At 68.8% G+C, this 26,846-nt stretch carries 25 protein-coding genes and 2 pseudogenes; 19 read left to right on the top strand and 8 right to left on the bottom strand.

The genetic code is table 11. The annotated features are described in order from the left end of the window. Positions 1–2: 2 nt before the first annotated feature. From VT52_RS24995 to hemL, 5 genes are all read right to left on the bottom strand, one after another. On the bottom strand, positions 3–767 hold the full coding sequence (locus VT52_RS24995) for a cytochrome c biogenesis CcdA family protein (RefSeq protein ID WP_046417208.1): 765 nt from the start codon (positions 765–767) through the stop codon (positions 3–5). 1 nt (position 768) lies between these two features. Then, complete coding sequence (locus VT52_RS24990) at positions 769–1,359, bottom strand: TlpA family protein disulfide reductase (protein ID WP_046417210.1); 591 nt, start codon at positions 1,357–1,359, stop codon at positions 769–771. 127 nt (positions 1,360–1,486) lie between these two features. Then, a complete protein-coding gene (locus VT52_RS24985) occupies positions 1,487–2,737 on the bottom strand; it encodes a polysaccharide deacetylase family protein (protein ID WP_046417211.1) in 1,251 nt (416 codons plus the stop codon). Positions 2,738–2,926: 189 nt separating this feature from the next. Beyond that, a complete protein-coding gene (locus VT52_RS24980; RefSeq protein WP_107481438.1) occupies positions 2,927–3,574 on the bottom strand; it encodes a histidine phosphatase family protein in 648 nt (215 codons plus the stop codon). A 53-nt stretch (positions 3,575–3,627) separates the two neighbouring features. Continuing rightward, on the bottom strand, positions 3,628–4,953 hold the full coding sequence (gene hemL / locus VT52_RS24975) for a glutamate-1-semialdehyde 2,1-aminomutase (protein WP_046417316.1): 1,326 nt from the start codon (positions 4,951–4,953) through the stop codon (positions 3,628–3,630). A 911-nt stretch (positions 4,954–5,864) separates the two neighbouring features. Between hemL and VT52_RS24965 the strand changes: the two genes are divergently transcribed. Further along, a complete protein-coding gene (locus tag VT52_RS24965; RefSeq protein WP_046417215.1) occupies positions 5,865–6,302 on the top strand; it encodes a hypothetical protein in 438 nt (145 codons plus the stop codon). A 67-nt stretch (positions 6,303–6,369) separates the two neighbouring features. Here the strand turns inward: VT52_RS24965 and VT52_RS24960 are convergent, their stop codons facing one another. Then, a complete protein-coding gene (locus VT52_RS24960; protein WP_046417216.1) occupies positions 6,370–7,713 on the bottom strand; it encodes a tyrosine-type recombinase/integrase in 1,344 nt (447 codons plus the stop codon). Between the two features lie 134 nt (positions 7,714–7,847). Between VT52_RS24960 and VT52_RS38945 the strand changes: the two are divergent. Continuing rightward, positions 7,848–8,324, top strand: a pseudogene (locus VT52_RS38945) (mobilization protein); the annotation flags it as partial. Here the strand turns inward: VT52_RS38945 and VT52_RS24950 are convergent. Both VT52_RS24950 and VT52_RS24945 read right to left on the bottom strand, forming a co-directional pair. Then, positions 8,325–8,870 carry a flavoprotein gene (locus tag VT52_RS24950; RefSeq protein ID WP_046417219.1) on the bottom strand — a complete coding sequence of 182 codons (546 nt, stop codon included), beginning with the start codon at positions 8,868–8,870 and terminating at the stop codon, positions 8,325–8,327. It abuts the pseudogene before it with no gap. Further along, positions 8,867–10,138 carry a helix-turn-helix domain-containing protein gene (locus VT52_RS24945; RefSeq protein WP_206306602.1) on the bottom strand — a complete coding sequence of 424 codons (1,272 nt, stop codon included), beginning with the start codon at positions 10,136–10,138 and terminating at the stop codon, positions 8,867–8,869. Before VT52_RS24945 ends, VT52_RS24950 begins: the two co-directional genes overlap by 4 nt. A gap of 175 nt (positions 10,139–10,313) precedes the next feature. On the opposite strand from VT52_RS24945, the gene VT52_RS24935 reads away from it, so the two are divergent. The 17 genes and pseudogenes from VT52_RS24935 to VT52_RS24855 all read left to right on the top strand — a co-directional run bounded on the left by VT52_RS24935 (position 10,314) and on the right by VT52_RS24855 (position 26,641). Continuing rightward, on the top strand, positions 10,314–10,745 hold the full coding sequence (locus tag VT52_RS24935) for an ATP-binding protein (protein ID WP_046417221.1): 432 nt from the start codon (positions 10,314–10,316) through the stop codon (positions 10,743–10,745). A gap of 39 nt (positions 10,746–10,784) precedes the next feature. After that, positions 10,785–12,068 carry a UDP-N-acetylglucosamine 1-carboxyvinyltransferase gene (locus tag VT52_RS24930; protein ID WP_046417222.1) on the top strand — a complete coding sequence of 428 codons (1,284 nt, stop codon included), beginning with the start codon at positions 10,785–10,787 and terminating at the stop codon, positions 12,066–12,068. Beyond that, positions 12,065–13,300 (top strand): bifunctional UDP-sugar hydrolase/5'-nucleotidase, encoded by a 1,236-nt coding sequence (locus VT52_RS24925; protein ID WP_046417223.1) that lies wholly within the window; start codon positions 12,065–12,067, stop codon positions 13,298–13,300. Before VT52_RS24930 ends, VT52_RS24925 begins: the two co-directional genes overlap by 4 nt. Then, positions 13,297–13,836 carry a dCTP deaminase gene (dcd, locus tag VT52_RS24920; protein ID WP_046417225.1) on the top strand — a complete coding sequence of 180 codons (540 nt, stop codon included), beginning with the start codon at positions 13,297–13,299 and terminating at the stop codon, positions 13,834–13,836. Before VT52_RS24925 ends, dcd begins: the two co-directional genes overlap by 4 nt. Further along, positions 13,833–14,359, top strand: a pseudogene (locus VT52_RS24915) (dCTP deaminase). The gene dcd and the pseudogene VT52_RS24915 overlap by 4 nt, the downstream one beginning before the upstream one ends. Next, on the top strand, positions 14,356–15,477 hold the full coding sequence (locus VT52_RS24910; protein WP_046417227.1) for a glycosyltransferase family 4 protein: 1,122 nt from the start codon (positions 14,356–14,358) through the stop codon (positions 15,475–15,477). Before VT52_RS24915 ends, VT52_RS24910 begins: the two are co-directional and overlap by 4 nt. Before the next feature lie 111 nt (positions 15,478–15,588). Next, complete coding sequence (locus VT52_RS24905; protein ID WP_046417228.1) at positions 15,589–16,632, top strand: serine hydrolase domain-containing protein; 1,044 nt, start codon at positions 15,589–15,591, stop codon at positions 16,630–16,632. A 990-nt stretch (positions 16,633–17,622) separates the two neighbouring features. Beyond that, a complete protein-coding gene (gene tvaA, locus VT52_RS24900; protein WP_107481433.1) occupies positions 17,623–17,886 on the top strand; it encodes a thioviridamide family RiPP peptide in 264 nt (87 codons plus the stop codon). A 227-nt stretch (positions 17,887–18,113) separates the two neighbouring features. Beyond that, positions 18,114–19,073, top strand: coding sequence for an aminoglycoside phosphotransferase family protein (locus VT52_RS35985; protein ID WP_167377740.1), 960 nt, complete (start codon positions 18,114–18,116; stop codon positions 19,071–19,073). Next, entirely contained in the window at positions 19,070–20,074 is a 1,005-nt protein-coding gene (locus tag VT52_RS24890; RefSeq protein ID WP_046417231.1) for a T3SS effector HopA1 family protein, read from the top strand. Before VT52_RS35985 ends, VT52_RS24890 begins: the two co-directional genes overlap by 4 nt. Next, positions 20,071–21,018 (top strand): phosphotransferase, encoded by a 948-nt coding sequence (locus VT52_RS24885; RefSeq protein ID WP_046417232.1) that lies wholly within the window; start codon positions 20,071–20,073, stop codon positions 21,016–21,018. The genes VT52_RS24890 and VT52_RS24885 overlap by 4 nt, the downstream gene beginning before the upstream one ends. Beyond that, positions 21,015–21,620 carry a flavoprotein gene (locus tag VT52_RS24880; protein ID WP_053055417.1) on the top strand — a complete coding sequence of 202 codons (606 nt, stop codon included), beginning with the start codon at positions 21,015–21,017 and terminating at the stop codon, positions 21,618–21,620. Before VT52_RS24885 ends, VT52_RS24880 begins: the two co-directional genes overlap by 4 nt. Positions 21,621–21,627: 7 nt before the next feature. Then, positions 21,628–22,845: a 50S ribosomal protein L11 methyltransferase gene (locus VT52_RS24875; RefSeq protein WP_240509869.1), complete on the top strand. Its 1,218-nt coding sequence runs from the start codon at positions 21,628–21,630 to the stop codon at positions 22,843–22,845. Positions 22,846–22,882: 37 nt separating this feature from the next. Continuing rightward, on the top strand, positions 22,883–24,235 hold the full coding sequence (locus tag VT52_RS24870; protein ID WP_046417233.1) for a YcaO-like family protein: 1,353 nt from the start codon (positions 22,883–22,885) through the stop codon (positions 24,233–24,235). A 14-nt stretch (positions 24,236–24,249) separates the two neighbouring features. Then, a complete protein-coding gene (locus VT52_RS24865) occupies positions 24,250–24,942 on the top strand; it encodes a TfuA-like protein (RefSeq protein ID WP_046417234.1) in 693 nt (230 codons plus the stop codon). Further along, positions 24,939–25,811, top strand: coding sequence for a phytanoyl-CoA dioxygenase family protein (locus VT52_RS24860; protein ID WP_053055418.1), 873 nt, complete (start codon positions 24,939–24,941; stop codon positions 25,809–25,811). Before VT52_RS24865 ends, VT52_RS24860 begins: the two co-directional genes overlap by 4 nt. Further along, complete coding sequence (locus VT52_RS24855) at positions 25,808–26,641, top strand: C1 family peptidase (RefSeq protein ID WP_046417235.1); 834 nt, start codon at positions 25,808–25,810, stop codon at positions 26,639–26,641. Before VT52_RS24860 ends, VT52_RS24855 begins: the two co-directional genes overlap by 4 nt. Positions 26,642–26,846: the final 205 nt, after the last annotated feature.

Here is a 26,846-nt window from a genome sequence, read left to right as displayed (position 1 = left end):
GATCAGATCCCCACAGTGAAGCCGTCGGACCAGCTCTGCATCTGCTGCACCAGGCTGTCCCAGGCGCCGGTCAGCAGCAGCACACCGGTCACGACCATCATCGTGCCGCCGATGCGCATCACCCACACATAGTGGCGCTTGACCCAGCCGAACGCGCCGAGGGCCTTGCGGAAGGCCACGGCGGCGAGCACGAAGGGCACGCCGAGGCCCAGGCAGTAGGCGATCATCAGGGTCGCCCCGCGCACCGCGCTCGACTCCTGCATGGCGAGGATGTTCACCGAGGCGAGGGTCGGGCCGATGCAGGGTGTCCAGCCGATCCCGAACAGCGCGCCCACTATCGGCGCGCCGAGCAGTCCGGTCGACGGCCGCTTGTGGAAGCGGAACTCGCGCTGGGTGAACCAGGGCATCAGTCCCATGAAGAAGACGCCCATGAGGATCATGACGACGCCGAGGACCTTGGTCAGCGTGTCCTTGTGTTCCTGGAGGGTCCAGCCGAACTGGCCGAACAGCGCGCCGCCGGAGACGAAGACCGCGCTGAAGCCGAGCACGAACAGGGAGGCGCCGGCCACCATGCGGCCGCGCCGGGCCTCGGCCAGGTCGGTGCCGGCCACGCCGGTGACGTAGGAGAGGTAGCCCGGCACCAGCGGCAGCACGCAGGGCGAGAAGAAGGAGACGAGCCCGCCGAGCAGGGCGACGGGCAGCGCGACCAGCAGCGCCCCGTGGAGCACCGTCTGGTTGTTCGCGGCCAGTGTCAGGGTCGGACCCATGTCACTTCTCCGCGACGACCGGCTTGAGCATCTTCAGCAGCGTGGTGTCGTCGAGCGCCTCCAGGGCGCGCGCGGCGACCTTCCCGTGCCGGTCGATGATGAGCGTGGAGGGGATCAGCTGGGGGTTCAGGGTCCCCTTCTTGAAGCGCAGCATGAGCTTGCCCGTGGGGTCGTACAGGCTCGGATAGGTGATTCCGTGCGCCTTCTCGAACTCGACCGCGGGGGTCGTGCTGGTGTCGCGGGTGTTGATCCCGACGAACTGCACGCCCTTGCCGTCGTACGCCTTCGACACCTTGGCGAAGTACTGGGCCTCTTCGCGGCACGGACTGCACCACGAGCCCCAGACGTTGATGACGACGACCTGGCCCTTGTAGTCGGCCACGTCGACCGACTTGCCGTCGATCGTCTTTCCGGACAGGTCCGGGGCCGCGGTGCGTTCGCCCACCGGCACGGTGGCGATGCCGTTGTTGCCGGTGACGAAGTTGGTGTTGCCACCGCCGCCCGAGGTGCCGCCCTTGCCGCACGCGGACAGGGACAGGGCCGCGGTGACGGCCACGGCGCTGAGCAGGACGGCGCGGCTACGGGTACTCATGTGAAAAGTTTCGCATGTCGTTCCCGGGGTTCTCGCGCGCCCCCCTGCGGGACGGAAAACCGCATTTCAGGAGCTATTTACACGGGACATTCCGGACGCCGGAGACGGGCCCGCGTCCCCGCCGGGCTCAGGCGAGGAACGTCTTCCAGCCACCCGTGGGCTGGTGCCCGACGTCCAGCGTGCGCAGTTTGGCGAGCACCTCGGGCTTCTGGACGTCGATCCAGTCCGTGAACTCCTTGAAGGAGACCAGCCGCACGTCGGCGCCCTTGTCCCGCTGGGCCGCGATGTGCTTGAACGCCTCCTCGACGGAGTCCATGTAGATCCCGCCGTTCCACTGCTCGAAGTGGTTGCCGATGAAGAACGGCGCGCGGTTCGTCTCGTAGGCCCGCTGGAAGCCGGCGATGTACGCCGCCGCGGACTGCTTGCGCCAGCCCGGGTAGTTGCGGGCGGGCGCCTTGGTGGAGTTCACGGACTGGTTTGCGAGCATGTTGTAGTCCATGGACAGCACCTCGAAGCTGCGTCCGGGGAACGGCACCTGCTGGAGCGGGTAGTCCCAGATCCCCTGGCGCTTGACCGGCCACACCTGGCGGCCGCCCGGGGACGAGGCGTCGTAGCGCCAGCCCAGCTCGCGGGCGGTGGGCAGCAGGTTGTCCTGGCCCAGCAGGCAGGGGGTGCGGCCGCCGGCCAGTTCCTTGTCGTAGTCGAAGGGCAGCGCCGGCAGGTCGTGCCAGCCGGTGTTGGTCTTCCACTCCTTGACGAAGGACTTCGCCTGCTCGATCTCGCTCTTCCACTGCTGTGGCGTCCACCACTTCACCGAGCCGTGCGTCTCGCCGCAGAAGTGCCCGTTGAAGTGGGTGCCTATCTCGTGGCCCTCCAGCCACGCCCGGTGGACGTTGGTGAGGGTGGCCTTGATGTGCTCGTCGGTGAGGTAGCCGATGGCGGAGGCGCCGCGCGGGTTGTTCGGGGGCTCGTACAGCCGCTTCTTCGACTCGGGCAGCAGGTAGAGGCCCGAGAGGAAGAAGGTCATGTGCGCGCCGTGCTGCTTGGCGAGGTCGAGGAAGCGCGGGAAGAGGCCGTTGCCCACCTCGCCGGCCCCGTCCCAGGAGAAGATGACGAACTGCGGCGGGGCCTGCCCCGGCTCCAGCGGCTCGGGCTTGGCCGAGCGGCCCGGCTGCTTGCCGGTGAAGGAGGTGGAGCCGTCGCCGATCAGCTTGGCCGGCCGGCTCTTGCCGTCCTGCGCCTGACGGGAACCGCCCGCGTGCCCGTCGCCGTCCGAGGACTTGAGGGCGCCGCAGCCGGACAGGGTGGCGGCGGCCGCCGCGCCCGCGCCGAGGCCGAGCATTCCCCGGCGGGAGAGGTTCCGGGAGACGGTGCGCATGAAGGTTCCCCGATTCGTCGCGCGTGGTGATGGTGGTCACCCAGACAGAGGGCGCGACGATCGGGGAGGTTCCGCTAATTTGTATGTTTTTCTTAATAGTCTCGACAAAAGCGTCCTAAGCGGCTTTTGACGGACCGTCGGGTGACGGTCCGCGAAAGCCCCGGGGAACGCTCGGGAGCGCGGGGCCGGTCAGGCGCCGAACGCCTTCCCGCCGCCCTTCTGCGGCTGGGCGCCGGCCCGCAGGTGCGCGGGGACCAGGTCGATGGCGGGCTCGCTGTAGCCGACCGACACGATCTTGTCGCCGAGGTAGGTGAAGGACGTCAGCGACGCGAGCGTGCACTGCCGCTTGCGCGGGTCGTGCCACAGCCGCCGGCGCTCGACGTACGAGCGCACGATCCACACCGGCAGCTGATGGCTGACCAGCACCGCCTCATGGCCGCGCGCCTGGTCCTTGGCCGCGTTCAGCGCGCCCATCATCCGCACGACCTGGTCCACGTACGGCTCGCCCCAGGACGGCCGGAACGGGTTGACCAGGTGCTTCCAGTTCCCCGGCCGCTGCAGGGCGCCGTCGCCGACACCGAAGGTCTTGCCCTGGAAGACGTTCTCGGCCTCGATCAGCCGCTCGTCGGTGTCCAGGTCGAGGCTGTGCGCCTTGGCGATCGGGGTGGCGGTCTCCTGCGCCCGCTCCAGCGGGGAGGCGCAGACATAGGTGATGTCGCGCGGGGCGAGGTGCTCCGCGACCCGGTCCGCCATCCGCCGGCCCAGCTCGGACAGGTGGAAGCCGGGCAGCCGGCCGTACAGCACACCGCTCGGGTTCTCCACCTCCCCGTGCCGCATGAGATGGACGACCGTGACGTCCTTGTCGCTGCCGCTCACACTGTTTCCTATGGTCACGCGGTGGCCTCCGCAGCCGCACGGGCCGCCGCCGGAAGGGCGTCGGCGATCTTCTGGACGGCCCGCTCGTCGTGGGCCGTGGACACGAACCAGGACTCGAAGGACGACGGCGGCAGGTAGACGCCGTTCGACAGCATCGAGTGGAAGAACGCGGTGAAGCGGTACGACTCCTGCCGCTTGGCGTCCTCGTAGTCGCGCACCCGCCGGTCGGCGAAGAACACCGAGAACATGTTGGACGCGTTCTGCACCCGGTGCGCCACGCCCTCCTTGCTCAGCGCCTCGGTGACCAGCGCCTGGATCTGCGCGGAGACCGCGTCCACCGTGCCGTACGCCGCCTCGTCGAGCAGCCGCAGCTGGGCGATGCCGGCGGCGGTGGCTACCGGGTTACCGGAGAGGGTGCCGGCCTGGTAGACGGGCCCGGCGGGCGCGAGGTACGCCATGACGTCCGCCCGGCCGCCGAACGCGGCGGCCGGGAAGCCACCGCCCATCACCTTGCCGAAGGTCATCAGGTCGGGCTTGACCCCGTCGACGCCGTACCAGCCGGCGCGGCTGGTACGGAAGCCGGTCATGACCTCGTCGGAGATGTAGAGGGCGCCGTTCTTGTGGCAGGCGTCCCTGAGACCCTGGTTGAACCCGGGGGCCGGCGGCACGACGCCCATGTTGCCGGGCGATGCCTCGGTGATCACACAGGCGATCTCGCCCGGGTGGCGGTGGAACGCCTCCTGCACGGCTTCGAGGTCGTTGTACGGCAGCACGATCGTGTCGCTCGCCTGGGCACCGGTGACACCGGGCGTGTCGGGCAGCGCGAAGGTGGCGACGCCGGAGCCCGCGGCGGCGAGCAGGGCGTCCACGTGTCCGTGGTAGCAGCCGGCGAACTTGATCACCTTGGACCGGCCGGTGAATCCGCGGGCGAGCCGGATGGCGCTCATGGTCGCCTCGGTCCCGCTGCTGACCAGCCGCACCTGCTCGACGGGCTCGATCCGGGCGACGATCTCCTCGGCGAGCGCGACCTCGCCCTCGCCGGGCGTGCCGAAGCTCGTACCGCGGGCGACGGCGTCCTGGACGGCGGCGACGACCTCGGGGTGCGCGTGCCCGAGGATCATCGGACCCCACGAGCAGACGAGGTCGACGTACTCCCGGCCGTCGGCGTCGGTGAGGTACGGACCGCGGCCGGACACCATGAAGCGGGGGGTGCCGCCGACGGCGCGGAAGGCGCGCACCGGGGAGTTCACACCCCCGGGCGTGACGGCGGAGGCGCGGTCGAAGAGCGCCTGGGAGGCGGGCGCTTCATAGGGATAGGGCGTTTCGCTCGGGGCACTCATGACGTGCGGCTTCTCCGGCTTCTCGGACTCCGGTTGCGGGGTGACCTCCTCAGGGTAGGCCGCCCGCCCGGTGCGGTGACGGCCCGCCCGCGGTTCCGCGCCGCCGCGGTCCGCCATCTGCGAGACTGAGACCTGACACACACAGCTCCTGGGCACGGAAGGATCAGGGACCGGGCGGATCCCCGTGGACTGTTGTTCCACCGCACGTTTCGGCGGGCGGCCGTGGGGGAGGTCACTGACACGATGATCGGGTTGCGCGGCGGGGGCCACGCGTCCTAGAAAAGCAGTCGGGTGGAGATATGCATCGCGGTGGCGGACTGGGCGAGGGGACCGATGACCTCGGGCCTCGACGTGCCCGGCGGGGAAGGCACCGGCGCGAAGCGGAGGAAACGACCGAAGCACGCAGAACACAGGGTGCACCGAGTGAGCCCGAACGGTACGACCGGCAAAGCGAACGCCTGCACGACCAACAGGCGGAGCGGACTGCCGACAGGGCGAAGGACTTCCCGAGAGAGGCCACGAGAGATCTTCGGGGCGAGCGGCCGGCGGATTTCCCGCGAGAGGCTCCGCGAGACCTCCGGGGCGAGCGGCCGGCGGACTTCCCGCGCGAGGCCCCGACGGACCTCCGGGGGAATCTCCGGGGCGAGCGTCCGGTCGATCCCGCACGGAACCCGGACGCCCCGTCGGGTTTTCCTCGTGACCTTCCCCGTGACCCAGCTCGCGACCTTCAGCGTGACGTCCCCCGGGATCCCCCCTGGAACACGGGCCTGGGCGGCCCGCCGGACTTCCCCCCCGATCTCACCTCGGACCCCGCGCCGGAGCCGCGGCCCGGCCGGGCGGGCGGGCGTCGGCGTACCCCCCGGGCCGACCGGGTCGGCTCCCTCGGCACGGGCGGCGGGAGTGGTGGCCGGGTGGGGGTGACCTACAAATACTTCGGCGCGCCTGACGGCGCGACCGCGGCCCGCGTCCCCATCTCGATGCGCCCCGAGGAACTCGGCGGCGACGAGCTGGGCATGAACGGCATGTTCACCAAGATCAAGCCGGAGACGATGGCCGCGATGGTCCTGACCGGCATCGAGGGCATCCCCCTGCACAAGGTCCCGCCCCTCGAACTGGTCGTCCTTCACCCCGACTACGCGGTCGTCAAACTCCCGATGACCGTGGTCGACCCCCTGCGCGGCATCGGCGAGGAAGCCGTCGGCGCCGCGGCCTTCATCTGGTCGACGGTGCCGGACCGGGGCGGCCCGCGGGACGCGTTCAACGTGTACCGACTGCTGCACGAGTGGCAGGACTTCTCCCACCGGCTGCACGAGGCGGGGCATCAGGCGTACTGCCTGGTGTGGCCCTGAACTGGGGTTTTGGTCGGTTCGGGCGGGGTCTTCGGGCCTCGCCCTTTTCAGTGCCGGAGAGGGGCCGTCAGGCGGCCAGGGCACATTGAGGGCACATTGGTTTCGTTGGGGGCACGGATGTGCCCTGGGCGGCAGGTGGGTCGCCCCCGTCTTCCGCCTCGGCTTCTTCCGTGAAGGCATCGTCGATCGCCTTGCGGGTGCGGGTCTCGCTCGACGGCAGCAGATGCGTGTACGTCCGCAGTGTGAAGCCCGGATCCGAGTGGCCGAGGTACTCGGAGAGCGCCTTGATGCTCTCCCCCGCGTCCAGGAGTACGGAGGCGTAGGCGTGCCGTAGGGCGTGCATGCCGTCTTCCGGGGCCGCCTGGAGGTAGCGCGCACCGGGCTCGCGGGGAGGTATGACGCCGGCGGCGGCAAGGGCGCGCTTCCAGGCGCCCATGTTGAAGACACTGCGGTTGTAGGCCCGGCTCTTCTTGTCGACGAAGAGGAGGCGGAAGGTCTTCGGCTCACCGTCCGGCTTGGCCCAGGGCAGGGTGACCTCGGCGGGCGGGAACTCCTTCATGTGGGCCTTGAGGGCGGCAGCAAGCTGGGCCGATAGAGGCACCGACCGGATCTTGTTGCCCTTGGGCAGGGCGAAGACGGGCTTCGTACCGACGAGCCGCACCTGGCGATTGACGTGGATCCAGCCGCCCTTGAAGTCGATGTCCTCGACGGCGAAGCCAAACACCTCGCCCTGCCGCAGACCGCAGCCGAAGGCGAGTCTGCCACCGCCCTGGAAGCGCTTTGGAAGTGCGGCGATGACCGCACGGACGCGCTCCAGCGACCAAGGGATGATCTTCTTCTTGGTCGCGGTCGGCAGCTTGACCGACTTCGCCTTGCAGGGGTTCTTCGGCAGCAGCCCGTCCTCCACAGCCGTGCCGAGGATGCTGGAGAGGATGTCGAAGATGCCCTCGATCGTTGACACCTCAAGGACAGCGTCCTGGAGGGTGCGGATCCAACCCTGTATGACCGAGGGCTGGTTGAGGGACCGCAGTTCGCGCCGGCCGAGGTGCTCGACGATGTGGTTGCGGACGGTCGCCTCGTAGCGGAGCGCGGTCGTCGGGCCGACGGAGTTCCCGTCGAGCCACTTCTGGGCGTAGGCGCTGAGCATCTGCTTTGTCTCGGCCGGGACGACGTAGGAGCCGCGTCGGATCTCGACGTCGACCTCGGCGGCGCGGTTGTCCGCCTCGGCCTTCGTGTGGAAGTTCTCCTTGCGCTGATGGCCATCCAGGTCGCGGTATCGGACCTGCCAGCGCTTGCCGATGCCGTGGTCGACGGTGGGGACCATCCGCTTCGTCGGGCTCTTGTGGTCGCCGCACTCGGCCTCGGTGGGCTTGGGGTGGGACTTGTGCCAGCGGTCGTATACGTCAGCCAAGAAGGGCCTCCTGAGTGGGGTTTGGGGACTGGGGTGGCGTGGGTCGCAGCGGCGCGCGTCAGCCACGGGAGCAGCAGGACTGCGGGAGGGGCGGCGAGCTGGTGCTGGGGCAGGTCGGCGCAAGGCGTGGGTGCACCCGCCAGCACGCCCAGCAGGAGGCGGCAGCCGAACAGGCCCTCCTCCATCTACAGACCGCGTACGCGCGGACCGCCGAGCCCGTCCTGGTCGGCCTCGCCAGCCGGGCACCCGGCCCGCAGACCAAGCGCCGCTTCGCCCACCACCTTCAGGATGTGGTTCCGGAGCACGCCGAGCGCATCCTCAACGACCCCGCTTGGGACGCACTCGCCACCGTGCTCGCCGAGGCAGAGGCAGCAGGACATAACGCAGCCTCCGTCCTCGGCCAAGCGCTGCACCAACGCACCCTGGACGACGCCCGCAGTCCCGCCCGCGCGCTGACGTGGCGTATCCGCCGCCTCGGCGAGCGCCACGTTCCCGGTCCTTGGGCCCAGGCAGCCAGGGCCCACAGCGCCATGCAACGGCCCAGCGTGCCGGTCCACCCCGCGACAGCCATTGCTCGGCCACCACAGGGGTCACCGACACGGCGGCGCTGATCAGGCCGGTGCGGACAGCTTGGGCGCGAGGAGCTCCAGAGCTTCCTCCCAGCGGTAGCGGTCGGCCCCGCCGCCGGCCTTTGGCCGGTGCGGTTCGTACGAGCCGATCAGAACGCCCATCTCGCGTAGCCGTTCCAGGCTCTGGCGGTACGCGGGGTGGGCGGCCTGGGCCGAGTTCAGGTACGGAAGCACGGCGACCGGGATGCCCATGGCGGGTGCTTCGCACAGGACGCCCAGGGCGAGATTGTCGGAGATCCCGGCAGCCCACTTGTTGACGGTGTTGAAGCTGGCCGGAGCGACCGCGATCGCGTCCGCGGGCCGAGTCGGGCGCGGTTCGCCCGGTGATCGCCAGGCCGAGCGGATGGGGCGGCCGGTCTGCGCCTCGACCGCCTCCGCGTCGAGGAAGCCAAGTCCTTGTGGGGTGGCAATCACGCCGACGTCCCAGTGCCGTTCATGTGCTGCGGTGATCAGCTTGCCGACGTCGGCGGCGACCCCGGACGCGCAGACCACGATCTGGAGGAACGGCTTGTCGGGCTGATCACTCACGCGGGCACTCCCAGTTGGCGGCTGAAGTGGTGCAGCTCGGGCAGTGCCCGGCGGCGGTCGCGGGCTGCCATGTCGGCGACCAGTTCGCGTACGGCCGGGCGGCGGATGTCCTGTGCCGCGCAGCTCTCGGCGATACGCAGGGCCTGGTAGCCCTCGGCGAGCCTGCCCTGCTGACTGTAGGCGCGGGCGGTCTCCACCCACAGCGCGGCCCGACGCTCGGGGACAGGAATGTGCCGCCGCATGAGCGGCCGTGCGGTTTCCAGGGCGATGCCGGCGTCACCGAAGGAGACGGCTGCGCTGATCTCGTGGAGTGCGACGTTGGTAGGGCTGAAGTTCGCCCAGGCGTCCGGCCGGTCGAAGGCGACGTAGCGAGCAACTTCCTTGGCCTCGGTGAGGAAGTCCTGGGTGGTGTCGCGGTCACCGTTTCTGCTGGCGGCGGTCGCCCCGCGGAGCAACAGCAGACCAACCGCTGCCAGGTACCGGGGCGAGCGCTGGTCGTAGGAGCCGGTGAGCTGGTCGGCAGTGTGGCGGACCATGTTCACGGCCTGGGCCGTGTGCTTCTCCCGCACGAGGACGTGAGCGTGGACGCGGACACTCGCGGCGAGGACGACGGGATCCCCGGACCGTTCCGCCTCGGCCATGGCCCGACCGGCCGCGAGCCAGGCGTTGCCCTGATCGGCCCGCTTCAGCAACAGGCTCACCGATGTCTGGTAGGCGGTCGCGAGCAGCCCGGACGCCTCCGCCGAGCCGGATGAGCCTCCGGCGGCCTGACGCAGGTCGGCGATCAGACCCGGCAAGGTCTGCTCCAGTTCCGCGTAGTCACACGTGCAGAACATCCGGCGTACGGCCCGTGCCCGGTCCCGCAGCTCGTCGAGGCCCACGGCTTGCCCGGTTGCCGCGGGGCTCGTGCCTGGCAACAGGACTTGGATCAGGTCGTGATGTGCCGCGCTCGACGACGGCGGAGCCGCGAGCGCGGCGACGCTCGCGGCAAGGAAGGTACGGCGGTGCATGTCCTCTGTTCCGGGCTCGGCGGGGCTGGCATCAGAAGCGGCGGCGAGGCCGAGACGTTGCGGCGGAATCTCCAGTACCTGAGCGATCTCGCGCAGCACTCGCACGTCCTCGGTACCCCTGCCGCTCTCCAGGCGGCTCACCTTCGACTGGTGATACCCAAGCGCGGCGGCAACGTCCCCCTGCGAGCGCCGCTGTAACACGCGTGCCTGACGGATCACTTCGCCGATCCGTCTCGCTTCACTCTGTGCCTCGGCCATCTGTGCCACGGCCCCTTCTGCCGTCGCCGATCCTGCCTGCTCAACCGAGAGTAACCGAGCGGCATTTGGCAGTGATGCAGCTCCTGCATAAGTGATGCAGCCCCGGCACACCGACTGGTTCCGCTTGCCTCCGGAGCGGTTGCGTGGAGTGGCCGAACCGACCAGGAGGCCGCTCATGGAAGCGCATCACATCCGGATTCCCGTCTCCGGCACGCCAGCTGCCGCAGCGTCCGCGCGCCAGCAGCTCGCGGCCGGGATACGGACTTTCGGCGCCTTCCTCGGCCCCGAACTCCTGGACGCGGCAGAACTGGTGGCCGCAGAGCTCATCGCGAACGCGGTCCGGCACGCAAACAGCGGCCCGATCACGGCCGGCGCCTGCCTGAGCGACATCGGACTGCGGATCGAGGTGAACGACGCCAACCCCGCCGTCCCACAGGTCTGCCTGTCGGATGTGGACGAGGAAGGCGGACGCGGGCTGTTCCTCGTCGCAGCACTCGCGGACCGTCACGGCTTCGATCCGCTGCCGCCCGGCAAACGCTGCTGGGCCGAGTTCAAGGTCAGCACCCCACTACCCACCGCGACATACCTTCCCCTGCAGAGGAGTTGACCGTTGACAGCCGTACGCACTCCCCCCGTCGCCGCAGAAGTGGTCGCCGTGCGACCCGGCAGCCCACTCGCCGGCTCCATCACCGTCGACGGCTCCAAGAACGCGGCCCTGCCCCTGCTGGCCGCCGCCGCGGCCCTGCACCATCCGGTGCAACTGAGCAACGTCCCGTCGAACACGGACGTCGAGACCATGCTCGCCCTGCTCCACCAGGCCGGCTGGCACACGGCCCGTCCGGTCAGCGATCCGCACACGACCGTGATCCTGCCGAGCGACAAGCCTCAGCCAGGCCCCGATCCCGAGGTCGCCGCCCGTATCCGGGCGTCGTACTACCTCGTACCGGCCCTGCTCGGCGCGTCCGGGCGGGCCCGGCTGCCCTGGCCGGGAGGCTGCCGGATCGGGGAACGCGGGATGGAGCAGCACTTCAACGTCTACGAGCGCTTCGGCGACCGCACAACGGTCGATGAACGCGGCTACCTCGTGGAAGCAGCCACTGGTGGGACCGGAACCGTGTCCGTGGTGCTGCCATTCCGCTCTCGTGAGGCGAGCGTCGCTGCCCTCCTGCGCGCGGTCGTAGCCGGCCGGCCTCTGCGCCTTGGCCACCCCAATCTCTCGCCTGAAGTGATCAGCGTCGTAGAGGCGTTGCAGGTGGCGGGATGGGAGTGCCGGGTCAGTGAGTCGGTCCTGACGCTGTCACCACCCACTTCCGTCCCGACCGAGACCACCGTCTGGTCGGTGCCCGGCGACAAGGTCGAAGCCGGGACCCTGGCCTGTGCGGTCGCAGCGACCGGCGGAGAGGCACGCATCTGTGGCGTACGCGGCGACGACGTCGCTCCCCTGGTCTCCGCCTTGAACTGGCTCGGAGTGCCTGCCGACATCGAGGGCAATGCTCTCATCATCCGGGCCCACGACGTCGAACCGACCGGGCGATCGCTGCGCGCCATCGCCTCCCTCTCCCCCGACGGATTGGATGCCGACTTCGAACCATCGCTGATGGCCCTCGCCCTCGGACTGCCCGGCACTCACCTGTTCGCCGACACCGTCAACCCCGGCCGTCACGGCAACTTGCTCCCCCAGCTCGCCCGCCTCGGCGCCGAGATCCACGAGCTCTCGCCCACCGAATGCCGCCTCACCGGGCCGCAACAGCTGACCGGCGCCGGCGTGGAGGCCACCGACATCCGCACGGGCTCGGCCTTGCTCATCGCCGGCCTCACAGCGAGCGGCGTCACCACCCTCGGCGGCCTCGAACAGCTCCGGCGCGGCCACGCCGACCTGCCCACCAAACTGCATGCCCTGGGCGCCGACATCTGCGAGGTCACTCCATGACCCGGCAACTCCAGCGAATCACCGCCACGACCGACGTCCACTCCTCCTTCGCACAAGCCACTCCGATGCTCGGCTACCTCCACGCAGCCAGGGCCGAGAGCCTGGTCGTGGACTGCGGCGACTTCTTCGAAGGCACCGGCTTCTACCGCTTCGGCCAGGGGCAGATCGAGTGCGAGGTTCTCACCAGCCTGTACGACCTGCTCGCCCCTGGAAACCACGGCTGGCCGCACTACTTCGAACCGCAGCTGCACGCGATGACCGTGTGCGCGAACGCAGCCGACGGCAGCGGCAGGCCGCTCTTCGACCGCGTGCGCATCGAGCACATCGGTGGCCGGCGCGTCGCCGTCACCGCGGTAATCGGCCTGCAAGCCTTCAACGCGATCCCTGCCAACCAGCGCACGGGCCACCACGTCACCGACCCGGCCCAGGCCCTGCGCGAAGTGATGCTGGAGCACCATCACCGTGCCGACGCCTGGATGGTGCTGTCCCACTCGGGCTTCGACGAGGACCTGAAGCTGGCCGCCGCCTGCCCGTTCGCGGACGTCATCTTCGCCGGGCACTGCCACAGCGACACCTACGGCCCCGTGCCCGTCGGCGACACCCTTGTCGTCAAGGGTCACGAACTCGGCGTCGGGTACGCCACCGCCGAGCCGGTCGGGGCCGGCTGGGCCGTCCGCGTAGGCACCTTCCCCGACACGTCCCTGATCCCCGAGGACCTCGCCGTACTGAAGGAGAAGATCGCCCTCGTCGGCAGCACCTTGGGGAGCCAGCTCGGCATCGTGAACGAGCCGTATCTCAATACCCCGTTGGACCGGCGCCTCCTCTTGGGCGAGATCGCCACCCGCCTGCACACCGGCCTCGGAGCGAACGCGGTCATCCTCAACGAGACCGCTCTGCGCCCCGTACCGCTCGGCGATGTCCTCACCCTCGGCGAGCTGCTCGCCATCGAGCCCTTCGGCAACCAGCTCGTCCACGCCTTCCTCTCCGACGATCAGTCCGAGGACCACGCCAAGCTGCTCGCTCATCTCGTCGAACGCGTCGGCCCCTTGGCCGTCGCGCCCACACCCCTGCCACTGACAGCGCGCATCGTGCTGACCACCGACTACATCGCCGACACCTATCTCGGCGGCCGCACTCATCAAGCCGGACTGCGTCTGGGCCAGGCGGTGCGCAGCGTCCTGGCGGTCCCGTTCGCTGACTCTGCCGACGCTTCTGAAGGGGGCGCTCAATGATCCTCACCGGGCCCGAGATCAACACGGCCGTCGCCGACGGACGCCTTCGCATCACCCCGTTCGACCCGAAGCAGACGAACCCCAACAGCTACAACGTCCGCCTGGGCGCCACCCTGCTGACGTACGCCACCAAGGTCATCGACGCCCACCACGCCAACCCCACGCACTCGATCCGAATCGACACGGACGGATACGTCCTCCAGCCCGGCGAGCTGTACCTCGGCCACACCGTCGAGGAGGTCGGCTCGAACCTCTTCGTCCCACTGCTCTTCGGCCGCTCCTCGGTCGGACGGCTGGGGTTATTCGTCGAGATCACCGCCCCTCTCGGTGACATCGGATTCCACGGCCAGTGGACTTTGATGCTGTCCCCCATCCGCCCTCTGCGGGTGTACGCGGGCATGAAGATCGGGCAGATCATGTTCTTCGTCTCCACCGGGGACGTCGACCTGTACCGAGGCAAGTACCAGGGCGCCGCCTGCCCCCAGCCTTCCCGCTACTGGCGGGATGCGGCACACGTGCAGGCGGGCGCCTCGTGATCCTCACCGGCTCCGCCATTGCCGCCGCCGTCAGCGCAGGCGAGATCACCATCGCGCCCTACGACCCGGCACGCCTGTCCCCCAATGCCTACGACTGGCGGCTGGGGGACACGATCCGCATCTGCGACGGCGACCTGGACGCCGCCATCCCCACCGCCTTCACCAAACTGGCCATCCCGCCTCCGGATTGGTCCTGCAGCCCGGCGTGCTCTACCTCGGCGTTACTCTGGAGAGGACCGGCTCGGAAACGTATGCCCAACTTCTCAACGGCAACCGCACCATCGGCGCCCTCGGCATCTGGGTCCACGTCTCCGCGCCACTCGGCCACCAGGGCCACGCGATCCGCTGGACCTTGGAAATCCGCGCCGCCAAGCCCGCCCGTGTCTATCCGGGAATGACCTTCGGCAAGCTCGTCTTCCTCACCACCCCGGCCAGCTACCAGCAGCAGCGCGCCAAGTACGCCGCCACACACGGCATCGACATCTCCCGCCTGTACGAAGAGATCCCCCGAGGAGCGCTGTGAGCCCCCTCGTCCGCCCGGCAGCGGGGGCGCTGGCCGCCAGCTTCCTCGACCTCCCAGCCGGAAGTCCCGGCGGCAGTGTCGAACTCTTCCTCGCCCTGTACACCGGCGACAGGCCCCTCATCCCCGCACGGGCCTTCATGCTGGCCCCCACCCGCCCCAAAGCCCACCTTCCCGCCGGGCTCGACCTGCTGACCGTCGCCGGCAAGTGCCTGGAGGGCGCCGCCTTCAGCCGCTACGTCGCAGCCCTGCACCGGGCGCTGGTGACCGCGATCGATCCAGCCCAGATCGGGGTACTGCACCTGCAGCACCTCACCTTCGGCGCCACGCCCGCCCTGCTCCGGGCTCTGCCGGCCCACCCCAGGATCGCCTTGGTCCACGGCACCGACCTGATCTTCGCCGAGGCCCACCGCGACCAGCTCCAAGTCCTGCGCGAGACGGCGAGGGCCGCCGACGCGATCGTGGTCCCCACCGGTGCGATGGCCGACCGCCTTCTCAAGCTCGCCCCGCAGATCGACCGCCGCAAGGTCGTCCGCATTCCATGGGGCGTCCCCGACCACCTGCTCACCGATCCCCCATCCCGGCCCTCCCGCACCCCCACCAGCCACCTACGGCTGCTGTACGCAGGCAGGCTGACCGCCGAGAAGGGTGCAGAGCACCTGATCACGGGCCTGGCACCCATCCTAGGAGTCGAGCTGAGCATCGCCGCCCCCAAAGCCCAGTTCCACGCCTTGGCCCCGCTCCTCCAGCGGACCGGAGTGCGGGCCCGGTACCTCGGCTGGCTCCGCCGTCCACAGCTGTGGAATGCCTTCGCCGAGCACGACGTCCTGGTCATGCCGTCCACCACCCTGGAAGCCATGGGCCTGGTCGCGCTGGAGGCCCAAGCATGCGGTCTGCCTGTCCTGTACCAACCTGTGCGCGGCCTCAACGAAGTCGTCGCCGCGTCCGGAGTGGCCACCGACTTCACCCATTCCGCCGCACTCGCCCGCGACCTCGACCGCCTACGGACCGCCCCCGGCCTGCTGCCCGCCCTGCGACAGGCGGGCTACGCGAACGCTGCCCGCTACCCCCTCACCACTACCGCCCAGGCCCTGGCCGACCTTGGCCGCCAGCTCACCTGAGAAAGCCACGGACCAGCCCCCGCATCCGACGTCCGACACGCCATTCCCCCACCGGCCCTGCCCGCGTCACTACGCTGATCCGGCGGGTTGCCCACGGCGAACAGGGAGACCATGACGTACAGCACCGACCGCATCGAAGCCCTCCTGAACGAAGGCGTCCGCGACAAGGTCTACCCCGGCGCCGTATGGGCAGTCGGTGACGCCACCGGCACCCGCGCCCACGGCGCCACCGGGGTCCTAGACCCCAACGAGCCGAACGTGCCGATGCAGCCCGACACCGTCTTCGACGCCGCCAGCCTCACCAAGATCCTCGCCGTGTGGTCAACCGTCGGAGCCCTGTGGGAGGAAGGCAAGCTAGACCTCGACACCCCGCTCGGTGGCTTCTGGTCCGAGGTCGACGGCCACCCACTCGGCGCCGTGACCGCCCGCCACCTGCTGACCCACACGGCCGGCGCACCGCTCCGCGCCCAGCTCAAGAACCTCTACGGCACCGACCCCCAGGACATCCGCGACGGAGTCCTCCACGAGGCCCTGCACCGCCCGCCCGGCGAGGCCGTCGAGTACACCGACCGAGCCGCCCTCATCCTCGGATACCTCGCCGAATACCTCTCCGGGCGACGCCTTGACCAGCTCGCCACGGAACGGACCTGGCAGCCGCTGGGCATGGACTCCACGCGGTTCGGACCGCTGCCCGCCGAGATCGCCGCCCGGTGCGCGCCGACCGAACTCGACCAGGACACCGACACTCATCTCAAGGGCATCGGCCACGACTTCTCCGCCCGGCTCCTGGGCGGAGTGTGCGGCATCGCCGGCGCCTTCACCACCCTCGACGACATCACCGTCTTCCTGCGCTACATGCTGGACACCTCGACCGGCCTGGCGCGAGCCGGATTCGGCCCCGCCTGGACCAGACAGTCGCTGACGGTCCAGACCGGCACCCTGGAACCTGTACGCGGCCTGTTCTGGCACCCCGCCCCTGGCACGCACCTCGCCGACGGCATCTGGGTCCACTACGGCTTCACCGGCACCGGCATGTGGATCTCGCCCCAGCAAGGACGGTGGGCAGTACTGCTGACCAACAAGCTCTACTACACCCGTGACCGCCAGCCCCTGACCGACGTCCGCAACGCCTTCCGCGCGCTTACGTTCGCCTGAAGCAATCAGTGCCCGTCCTGGCTACGCCTCGATAAACCACAGCCGACGTGGTGAAGGCTTCGGCCCGTCGTCAGGACCAGCAGGGCCCTGACCAGCACGGTTGCCCGCTTCGGGTCGGTGCAGACCTTGCCCAGAACCCCCAGGTCTTGAGGTGGGCAAAGCCGTGCTCGACCGGGGCGCGGGCCGTGTGAGGACCGAAGCGTCTTTCAGACAGTCCCGCTCGTGGGCGGAGAATGTGGCATCGTCAGCCTCTTCACCGACCTTGAGCCCCTTCCATCTTCCGGTGCCGGATGCTTGGCTCTGTTGCAGTGTCCCGGCCGGAACAGCCCAGCGAGTCGTGTTGGCATGAAGCAGTGTGCCCGTTTCTGCATTGATCAAGCCATCATCGGTGAGTGTCCGCAATAGCATTGCCGCCGCATATCACGCCTCTCACCAGGGACAAAGACGCCGTCGCGGTGGTCCACATCTCGCCATGGCACCGATCAGATGGGTTTCGACGCCCGAAATCAAGATGGCCAAATCCTCAACCAGAAGTCCCCTCGATCAGCTGCGTGCCGTTTCCGCCAAATGGGATACTCGCAAGCCAGCAATGACCGAGGATCGCACCTCCGGAACGTCTTGATCTTTTCGGCCGACCAGGCAGCCCCTGGCCACAGCCGCCGACATATGCCTACCCTCGCCACGACCACGAGATTGGCCACGGGGGCTTCTGATGACTCACTCGTCATGCACGCGCGCCAGCTCCTAGATTCCCGCACCCTTGTAACCCTCACGACGTCGAATCTCCGCGCGCCCACTTAGCTAGACAGCTCCACAATCGCCTGCCGGAAAATCGCCGACAGGCTCATTCGCATGCCCGAATTTGAATTCCCAACACACACAAGCGGAATACTGGAAACCCATTGACAGAGGAGGGTGAACGTTTGTTTAGATCACATCCGTCCATTCGATTCCCCCGCCGACTGGCAGGGGCCGAATCAGGAGGATCACATGTCTGAAGCAATGGTTTCCGCGGTGGACGAGACCGCGTTCGCCGACCTCGTCAGCAAGATCCAGGACGCCGAGGCGTCGATGACCGACGAGCAGCGCGCGGTCATCGACCCCGCCTCCGGCGAGAAGGCCCTGCAGGAGCTCGCGGGCGTCAGCCCGGAGGAGCTGCAGGCGTTCCTGGAGGAGAAGGCCGGCATCTCGCCCGACGAGGAGGCTCAGGGCAGCGTGATGGCCGCTGCCGCGACGGTGGCCTTCCACTGTTGATCTGAGTCGTTCGTCTCATGATGACAAGCGCTTCGCACAGCCCAGCCGGTGTCGCGTCGCCGAAGACCGGACGGGAGGGCGGCAGCATGTCTTCGCCTTGGTGCGGGGCGCTGCCGAACGAGTCCGGGCCCGAAAAGGCCCGGACTCGTTCCTGGCTCTCTTCGCTCGGTATCGACCGGGGCGGCATCGTTCGGATACAGACGTTCGCAGCTCGCAACAGCGTGGCAATGCTGCACTTCGAGGACGGGACGGCACTCTTCCTGAAACAGGTTGATCCAGCAACGGCCAGAGCCGTCGGCACGGCAACCGGCAACGAAGAGAAAATGCTCAGACTGATACCCGAATCCGACGTTCCACATCACGTCAGGACGGCTGTTCCTCGTTTCATTGCAACCGACCCGGAAACCGAAACACTCGTCATGGAGGGAAAGACCGGCTTCGTTTCGATGCGGGATGTCGGCCGGAAATTCCCCGAGATCCCTGTACCACTACTGGTGTCGCTGGCCTCCGTGACCGCCGGGCTTCACACCTCCACGGTCGAGCGCTTCACCACGGACCCGGGGTACCGTCCGCAACTCATCGATTTTCCCTTCGCTTCCTTCGTCACCCTGACCCCGAGCGAGCTCGCGAGCGGACCGGGAATGGATTACTCCGACTACGCGGCCACCATGCAGGCGGTCGACGACAGTGTGGCCCGGATGCGCGAGGAGTGGACCCCGAGGCGGCTGGTGCACTTCGACCTCCGGGACGACAACATCCTGGTCAAGGACGCCGAGGGTGCGCGCCCCCAGGTCGCGCTCGTCGACTGGGAACTGTCGGGCTTCGGCGACCCGATGCTCGACGTGGGCACCATCATCGGACAGTTCCTGATCCAGTGGCTCCACACGGTGCGGGGCGACGCCGGCCGCCTGGCCGACGCCAGCACGTGGGCCACCGTGCGACGCAACGTCGGCCTTTTCCTCACCGCATACGAACACAGCGCCCCGCTCTCGCTGGAGCAGCGGGACCTCGCGTTCCGCTACGCCGGACTGTCCGTCCTGATGTACGCGGCCGGGCGGTTGGAGCAGATCGGCTCACTAGGGCAGATCGGGCATCTGTGCCTCTTCGTGGGCCGCACGTTGCTGAACGACCCCCGAGGCGTGGCCGAGCTACTCGCTCCCGGCATCCTCCGGAAGGCAGGCGCATGAACCGATACCAGGCGGCGTTCGCCGCGATCGCCGAGGACGTGGAGGTGCTGAACGAGTCAGCCTTCCACCATCGCGAGTGGGGAGAGCTTCGCCCCGCCCCTGGCGTCGAGTCCGTGCCCGAGGATCTCCCCGTCCTGCCCCACCTGTCCCGGTTCCTGTACCTGAGCTACTACGCGGGCGACACCCGCGCGGCACGCTGGCTCATCGACGGCGCACCCGTGGTGCTGGGCACGCGCAGGCGGGAGGCCCCAGCCGTGGCCCGTGCCCTGTCCGAAGCAAATCAGGGCAGTGGGTATTGGGACTCTGACTGGCGCACGGTCACGGCGGGACCGGAGAGGTGCCGCGTGCGCAAGAACAGCCTGACCCTGACCGTCACCGCGGAGGAGATACTGCCGCCGTCGGCCGGACCGGGGCAACCGGTGAGCGTCAGGTTTCCGCCCGAGCGCCCGTACATGTACCCCGGCTGGTACCTCGCCATCGGTGACGCGGGACTGCCCCGCCACGGCGAACGTCCCGTCGTACGCCTGTACTACGCGCCTCGGGACCCGGCGGCGGCCGCCGGCCTGATGCGTGCGATCACCGACCTGTTGTGCGGCGCGGGTGTCCCGTACCAGTTGAAGGCGGCCAACCACCCGGAAGGGTACGAGCGGCGGGACGCAATGGTCCTCTATCTGTACCGGGACGACTGGCGTTCGCAAGAGCGCGCGTTGACGGACCTGCACCGGGAGCACAGCGGCACGCTCCGGGACACCGGCCCCGCATTCGCGCTGGAGCTGGGCCGGGGCTGGTGGCTGGCGGACGAGCCCGAGCAGCGGCACGGCCGACTGATGAGCTTCGGTCAGCATCGTTGCCTGCTGGTCGCTGAGGGGCTCGTGGCGGCCTGGCGGGACGGCCGGACGACCGCGGCGGACCGGCTCGGCGCCATCGAGGAGCGCTACCGGGCCGAGCGACTCGATCCCGCGAAGCCGTACCTCAACGCGCAAGGGAGCACCGCTCGATGACTCACACCACTGTGCAGGCCGGGCAGCCGGTGCGCTCGCTTCCCGGCCCGTTCGTCACCCGCGTCTGTCTTCGGGCCGACGGTGGGTACCGCTGGGGAGAGAGCATCCCGGAGGCCACACCCGCCTATCTCGACGCCGACGCGCTGAACGCTCTCGCCGACGCGATCACCCCGACGCCAGCCGCCCGGTACGCCTGCCTTCCGCAACTGGCCGACGCCCGTACCGCCATCCACCCCGTTGTGGCCACACCGGCGCTGCTCAGCGACGCCGTCTTCAGCGGCTCGGCGCCCAATGAGGCAGCCGACCCAAACGACGTGCAGGTATTCCGCGAGCTCGGCATCTTCCTTGCGCACCTGCACGCCATCCCCGTCGCACAGGTGCGCGCCCTGCCGGTCAGGCCCCGCCCGGCCTGGTTGGACGCGGCACCGGACGCAGCAGCGGGCATCCGCGCCGCGCGCGCCCGGCTGGACCAAAACGCAGCTCCACGCATCCGGTGTCTCGCCGACACGGATTCAGTACCGGGGTATGCCTGTCCACAGGCCGTCGTGCACGGTCGGCTGTCAATCGGCTCCTGCGTCCCCGGCACCGTTCCGCGCGTGCTCGGCTGGCGGGAGGCCGGCATCGCCGACCCCATGACCGACCTCGCGTTCCTGCTGCGGGACCTGGTGCAGGCCGCCGCGGCCATGGGCTCGCGGAAACTCCAGGAACGGCGGGCCGAACAGACGATCAGGGGCTACGAGACGACCCGGGGGGTTCAGCTGAGCAAGGACGAGCATGCACGGCTGGCAACACACCTCGCCGCTGGCATCCTCCAGCACGTGGCCCTACGCGCCTGGTCAGCGTCCGATCAGCAGGGCGCCGAGGCACTGCTGCGGCAGGGTGAACTGGCCCTTCCAGGCGTCCTGCATGCCGTGGGCACTCCCGGAGAGGTGATCTACCGATGAGCGAGCGCGCCAGCGGCCCACAGGAAGCGCTCGCCGAGGTGCGGTTGCTGTGGGGGGTGTGCGGCTCCTTCTCCGCCGTCGCGGTCCCCCATGTGAACGCATGGCTGCGCGGCACCGTGGGAATCCGGGAGATCCGCACCATCATGACCGCGCAGGCGCACGCCCTCATGGGGCCGCGCATGATCGAGGCCGTCACCGGCCACGTCCCGGTGACCGACTGGGAGGACCACACCGGCGGCGGCGCCGCGCACGTTGCCCTCGGTTCCTGGGCGGATGTGCTGGTGGTGCTGCCGGCCACCGCGAACTTCCTGGCGAAGGCCGCGCACGGCATCGCCGATGATGTCCTGACGGCGACCCTCCTCGCCGCCGAGTGCCCCGTAATCATCGCGCCCGTCATGAACGCAGCCATGTGGTCCAAGCCCGCCGTACGCCGCAACGTCGATCAACTACGCGAGGACGGCTACCAGATCGTCGAGCCGAAGGAAGGCATCTCCCTCACCGAGGGGCGCCGGGAAGCCGGTTCGCTCGGCGACTTCCAGCTGGCCCTTTCCGCCGCTCTGGTGCAGGCGGCCGCCCGACTCACACACCCACGAGGACAGTGATCAGCAGATGCCCAAACTCACACCCGAAACCGTGCTCCACAGGACGCCGTCCTTCATCGCAGAGGTCGACACCAGCAACGAGGTGAAGATCCACTTCGAGAGCCGGATCCTCAAGGTCGGCCATGACGCACTCGGCCTCCTCGACATCTTTCACCAGCCCCGCACGGTTGGCCAGGCGCTGACCCTGCTCGGCCCCCGGCTGAAGGGACCCCGGGCCGCTCAGGAAGCGCTGACCACCGTGGTCTCGCTCCACCAAGCGGGCCTGCTGCGCACCGATGCGACCGCAGGATTCAGCAACCAGCCGTTCCCCAAAGGCGGCTACGACGCCGCGTTCGTCCACATCGCCATGCTGGACGACCCAGTACGCAAGGCCGCTTTCCAACAGGCCGTCCGCGAGACGGTCCAGGAGGGGGATGTCGTCCTCGACCTTGGGACCGGCTCCGGCATCCTGGCAATCACCGCCGCGCAGGCGGGAGCCCGCAAGGTCTACGCGGTCGAGCCAGCCGGCATGGTCCATCTGGCCCGGCGGATCGCCGAGCGCAACGGGGTAGCCGACCGCATCGAGTTCATCCCAGGCTGGTCGCCGCAGCTCGAACTCCCCGAGCAGGCCGATGTCCTGCTGACGGACATCGTCGGCAACGAAGCACTGGACATGCAGATCTGGGAGACGGTCCAGGACGCCCGGCGCCGGCTGATGACGGACGCCCCTCGCCTGGTCCCCGGCCGTCTCACCTCGTTCGCAACATTAGCCCGGATTCCCGACGGCGTTCTCGACAAGCACCGGGTCACCCAGGCCCATCTCGCTCGCTGGAAGGAGATGTTCGGCATCGACTTCGGCCCCATGGCCGAGTCAGACAGCCGACGCTCCATCGGCTTCTACGAGCGCCCGGAGACCGTGCAGACCTGGGAGTTCCTGTCCAAGCCGACCGAGCTGTACCAGGTCGACCTGTACCAGGACATGGCCAGCCCGCTTGAGACCCGGTGCACGCTCACCGCCGATCGCGCGGGCGAGGCCAACGCCGTCGTCATCCACTTCGAGGCTCGCCTCGGGCCGAACACCACCCTGTCGACGGCTCCTTGGCTGGGCTGCGCCCGTAGCCACTGGTACACCGCCGTCTGGGCGCTTCCCGAACCCGTGGAAATCACCACCGGTCAGGAACTGGCCTACATCTACCGCTACTTCGGCGATGGCACATCCCACCTCGAACCCGTCGGCAGCCGCTGACCTACCCGGTGTACAGCGCAACCAAGGAGCCCTTGCTTTGAAACTGCGTTCCAGCGTTCCCAAGATCACCGGAAACGGCCCGCACCGCGAGATCACCGCCGAGACCACCTACGCACGCATGGCCCCGCACCTGAAGCGGATCGGCGTGACCAGGGTCGCCGACATCACCGGACTCGACCGGGTCGGTATCCCCGTCTACAACGCCATCGCCCCACGTTCGTTCGACATCATCTCTGTCTACAACGGCAAGGGTGCGACGAAGATCGACGCCAAGACGTCGGCCGTCATGGAGGCCGCCGAACGGTTCGCCGCCGCCCTGCCCCTCCGGCCGGCCGCCATCGCCTCCTACCCGGAACTCGAAAAGTCCGGACGCATCGTACTTGACCCCCGGTCGTGCAACTTCGAGCTGCACCACGCCTACCGCATCGACACCCCCATCTCCTGGGTGGAGGGCTATGACCTGATGCACGAGCGCAATATCCTAGTGCCGCAGTTCCTGGCCGGCTACTACATGAGCTACCACGAGGTCCCCTGCTACCCCGTCTCCACGACCAACGGCATCGCCTCCGGTAACTCCCTGGAAGAGGCCATCTGCCACGCCCTGTGCGAACTCGTCGAGCGCGACGACTGGACCATGGCCGACCTCATCTCCAACCGCCTCGGCAAGCTGGCCGCCGACGACGAAGGCGGTCCCGTCGGGGACGCCATTCGTGCCTGGGCGCAGGAGCGCCACCCCAGCCTCGATGCGTCGACGCTTCCGCCACGGGCACAGTTCTTCATGGAGAAGTTCCTGGACGCCGGGATCTCCATCGAGGTGAAGAACATCACCTCGGCGACGGGCATCCCGAGCTTCCAAGCAGTGGTGTCGGAATACGTCGCTGACTCCTTCTCCCGCTCCCACCATGGCATCGGAACTCACCCGGACGCCGAGGTCGCCGTCGTACGTGCTATCAGCGAGGTCGCCCAGTCCCGCGTGGTGGACATCCAGGCCATGCGCGAGGACATCACCGCCGCCGGGCAGCCCGTCGAGAAGGCGCTTTACCACGTGCGGCGCAGCAACCGCGCGAATCCCGACTCCTGGGCCATCAAGCCGTCCGCACGCCCCATTCGCTTCCAGGACGTCCCGTCCCATCCCAGCACGGACGTCATGGACGACGTACGGCTGCTGCTCCAGCGCCTGCGGGCCCGCGGCCTCGACCAGGCCATTGCCGTCGACCTGTCAGCGCCCGGTGTGCCCGCCACAGTCGTACGGGTCATCGTGCCCGGCATCGAGTCCTGGACTGTCGACCGCAACAAGCTCGGTCCTCGGGCCACTCAGGCGTGGAACAACGCCCTAGCCGCCATCAACTCGGCCCGACAGCAGCTGCGGACCGCCGGTTCCGCCCAGTGAGGGAAGAAGACATCATGCGTACGGTCGTGTTCGTCGGCCCCAGCCTGCCGCCCGAGGAGGCTGCGGCCCACCTCCCCGGCGCCGAGTTCCTGCCACCCATCGAGCGCGGCGATATCGACGCACTCATGGCCCAGGAGCAGCCACCGCGCCGCATCGGCATCATCGACGGAAAGTTCCTGCAGAGCTTCTCCATCTCCCCCAAGGAGATCCTGCGGGCCATGGACCGCGGGGTCCGCGTCTACGGCTCGTCCAGCATGGGCGCCCTCCGGGCCGCCGAACTCGACGTGTACGGCATGACCGGAGTCGGAACCGTGTACAGCATGTACGCCTCCGGCGCCCTGGAGGATGACGACGAGGTCGCCATCACCTTCGACAGCGAGTCGCTGCGTCCGGTGTGCGAACCCATGGTCAACATCCGCGTCGCGCTCGACGCGGCGCTGCGCCGGAGGGTGGTGAGCAAGGACAACGCGGAACTGTTCCTGGAGAGCGCCAAGGCCCTGTACTTCCCGCAGCGCACCGCCGCCGCCGCCCTGCACCAGCTGAAGGGCACAATGCCCGAACCCGACCGACAGCGCCTTGCCAGCTACCTGCGGTCCCCCGAGGCTCCGGATGCCAAGCGGGAAGACGCGCTCGCCCTGCTGGACCGGATGCGGCAGGACGCCAAGCAGTACAAGACCGTGCCCGTCCCGGAGGTAGCTGCCCGATGACCACGACCGCTCCCGACCTCGCGGAACGGTTCCGCACTGACGGGTTCGTCTTCCCCGTGAACGCGCTCACGCATGCCGAGGCCGAACAGGCGCTGGCCGAGTGCCAGACCTACTTGCGTGCGGTGAGCGCAGTGGGCGGCGCCCTGGCACGGTACGCGGCCTTCCCCAAGATCCACCTGGTCGCCTCCTGGGCCGATCGGATCGTGCACCACCCCGCGATCCTCGACGCCGTCGCGTCACTGCTGGGACCCGATCTGTTGGTGTGGTCCACCAACCTATTCATCAGGCCCGCTTACAGCGGCAGCTCACTCGCCTGGCACCAGGACGCCGTCTACCTCGGACTGGACGGCTACCAGCAGCACGCGGCACGCGTGTGGGTCGCCCTCACCGACACCACGATCGCCAACGGCACCATGCGCTACGCGCGGGGCTCGCACCTGCACGGCGCGTTGCCGCACCGGTTCGGCGGGTCCGGGCTGGAGGACATCATGCGCGGTGAGGAGATCGCCGTCGACATCGACGAGGCGGCGGCTGTCGACGTTCTCCTTGACGCCGGCCAGTGCTCCGTGCACCACCTGGCCATGGCCCACGCCTCGGGCCCCAACCAGACCGATACTGGACGTTTCAACTTCGCAATCGACTACATCACACCGCGAGTCTCTCCCACCGCGGGCGAGGACAGCGCCCTGCTCGTCCGCGGAACGGACACCGGTGCTTTCCTGCCCGAGCGCAGGCCCGAGTCTGACTTCGACCAGGCCGCCCTGAACGATTTCTACTCCGCTGTCACTCGTCGCCAGAAGCGGATCAACCAGACGGTCCAGAACCGGAACGCCGGGAAAGGCCCTGACACACCCCGGGACCCGTCGTGACGACGGCACGCCCTGCCGGCAAGGAATCCGACTCCACGGTCTCCGAGGCCGCCGACGCCGACTGGCTGTCCGGGATCGCGCCTCCCTGGTGGACGGCCGGAAGCGTCCCTCACCGGATGGACCTGTCCGGCTGGATGCCGCCCGTGATCGACCAGGGGCAGGTCCCACTGTGCACCGCCGCGGTCACCACGGCGATCGCCGGCTATTACGCCCTCCGGGCCAAGCAGATGGAGTTCACCCCCTCAGTCCTTTTCAATTACCGGCTCTCGCGCCGACTCGCCGGTTCCGCGGATCGTAAGGGCTCCCGTCTGGAACACAGCTTCCGTGCCTGGGCGGAGTCGGGGCTGTGCGAGGAGGCAGCCTGGCCGTACGACGAACTCGGTCCGACCCGGGTCGACCGGGATCCGCCCGAGCACTGCCACGTCACCGCGCGGCACTCCCGCCCGATCGCGCGTCCGCTGCGCGCGCCGGACGGGGCCGGCCTGCTCAACCTAGCGCGCCGGTCCATCGCGCTGGGCATCCCTGTGAGCGTGGAGATCCGGCTCTGCCCGTCGATCTCCATGTCCCTGCTGAACGGCGGTGTCATCCCAGTACAGCTGCCCACGGAGCAGTCGGTGGGACCTCATGTGGTGCTGTTGACCGGCTACGACGACGAGGCGGACACCGCTCCCTACGACCGGGGTACCGGCTCGGGAGCCTTCCGCGTCCGGAACAGCTGGGGAACCGGCTGGGGGGTCCAGGGCTACGGCCTCCTTCCCTACGCCTTCCTCGAACAGAAGCTCACTGGCGAGAACTGGATCGTCGTGGAAGAGGACTGGCAGAAACAGTGAGTGCGGCTCGTCCGGAAAGCTCTCTTTTTCGGCCCGCGTCTACGAAAGAAAGCAGCCAGTACGGGTCTTCGCGTCGCTTAGCCACGAAGAGCCAGCGGGAATAATAACCAGTGAACCTAACACCCCCCACAGGAAAGTTGGTTGACGTTGCGGAGGTTCCTGGCGACCACCGCCCGTTGGGCGGCACCTACCGTTGTCCTCGCTC

This window comes from Streptomyces malaysiense, assembly GCF_000980885.2.
GTDB classification, from domain to species: Bacteria; Actinomycetota; Actinomycetes; order Streptomycetales; family Streptomycetaceae; genus Streptomyces; species Streptomyces malaysiense.
This window is presented reverse-complemented; position numbering and strand designations above follow the sequence as displayed.

Bases quoted from the DNA above. Each gene is read 5' to 3' on its own strand.
- VT52_RS24985 (WP_046417211.1), bottom strand. From the start codon at position 2,737: ATGCGCACCGTCTCCCGGAACCTCTCCCGCCGGGGAATGCTCGGCCTC.
- VT52_RS24905 (WP_046417228.1), top strand. From the start codon at position 15,589: ATGACGTACAGCACCGACCGCATCGAAGCCCTCCTGAACGAAGGCGTC.
- VT52_RS24860 (WP_053055418.1), top strand. From the start codon at position 24,939: ATGACCACGACCGCTCCCGACCTCGCGGAACGGTTCCGCACTGACGGG.
- VT52_RS24980 (WP_107481438.1), bottom strand. From the start codon at position 3,574: ATGCGGCACGGGGAGGTGGAGAACCCGAGCGGTGTGCTGTACGGCCGG.
- VT52_RS24945 (WP_206306602.1), bottom strand. From the start codon at position 10,138: ATGGCCGAGGCACAGAGTGAAGCGAGACGGATCGGCGAAGTGATCCGT.
- VT52_RS35985 (WP_167377740.1), top strand. From the start codon at position 18,114: ATGCTGCACTTCGAGGACGGGACGGCACTCTTCCTGAAACAGGTTGAT.
- hemL (WP_046417316.1), bottom strand. From the start codon at position 4,953: ATGAGTGCCCCGAGCGAAACGCCCTATCCCTATGAAGCGCCCGCCTCC.
- VT52_RS24875 (WP_240509869.1), top strand. From the start codon at position 21,628: ATGCCCAAACTCACACCCGAAACCGTGCTCCACAGGACGCCGTCCTTC.
- VT52_RS24890 (WP_046417231.1), top strand. From the start codon at position 19,070: ATGAACCGATACCAGGCGGCGTTCGCCGCGATCGCCGAGGACGTGGAG.
- tvaA (WP_107481433.1), top strand. From the start codon at position 17,623: ATGTCTGAAGCAATGGTTTCCGCGGTGGACGAGACCGCGTTCGCCGAC.
- VT52_RS24865 (WP_046417234.1), top strand. From the start codon at position 24,250: ATGCGTACGGTCGTGTTCGTCGGCCCCAGCCTGCCGCCCGAGGAGGCT.
- VT52_RS24925 (WP_046417223.1), top strand. From the start codon at position 12,065: ATGACCCGGCAACTCCAGCGAATCACCGCCACGACCGACGTCCACTCC.
- VT52_RS24935 (WP_046417221.1), top strand. From the start codon at position 10,314: ATGGAAGCGCATCACATCCGGATTCCCGTCTCCGGCACGCCAGCTGCC.
- VT52_RS24885 (WP_046417232.1), top strand. From the start codon at position 20,071: ATGACTCACACCACTGTGCAGGCCGGGCAGCCGGTGCGCTCGCTTCCC.
- VT52_RS24995 (WP_046417208.1), bottom strand. From the start codon at position 767: ATGGGTCCGACCCTGACACTGGCCGCGAACAACCAGACGGTGCTCCAC.
- VT52_RS24990 (WP_046417210.1), bottom strand. From the start codon at position 1,359: ATGAGTACCCGTAGCCGCGCCGTCCTGCTCAGCGCCGTGGCCGTCACC.
- dcd (WP_046417225.1), top strand. From the start codon at position 13,297: ATGATCCTCACCGGGCCCGAGATCAACACGGCCGTCGCCGACGGACGC.
- VT52_RS24880 (WP_053055417.1), top strand. From the start codon at position 21,015: ATGAGCGAGCGCGCCAGCGGCCCACAGGAAGCGCTCGCCGAGGTGCGG.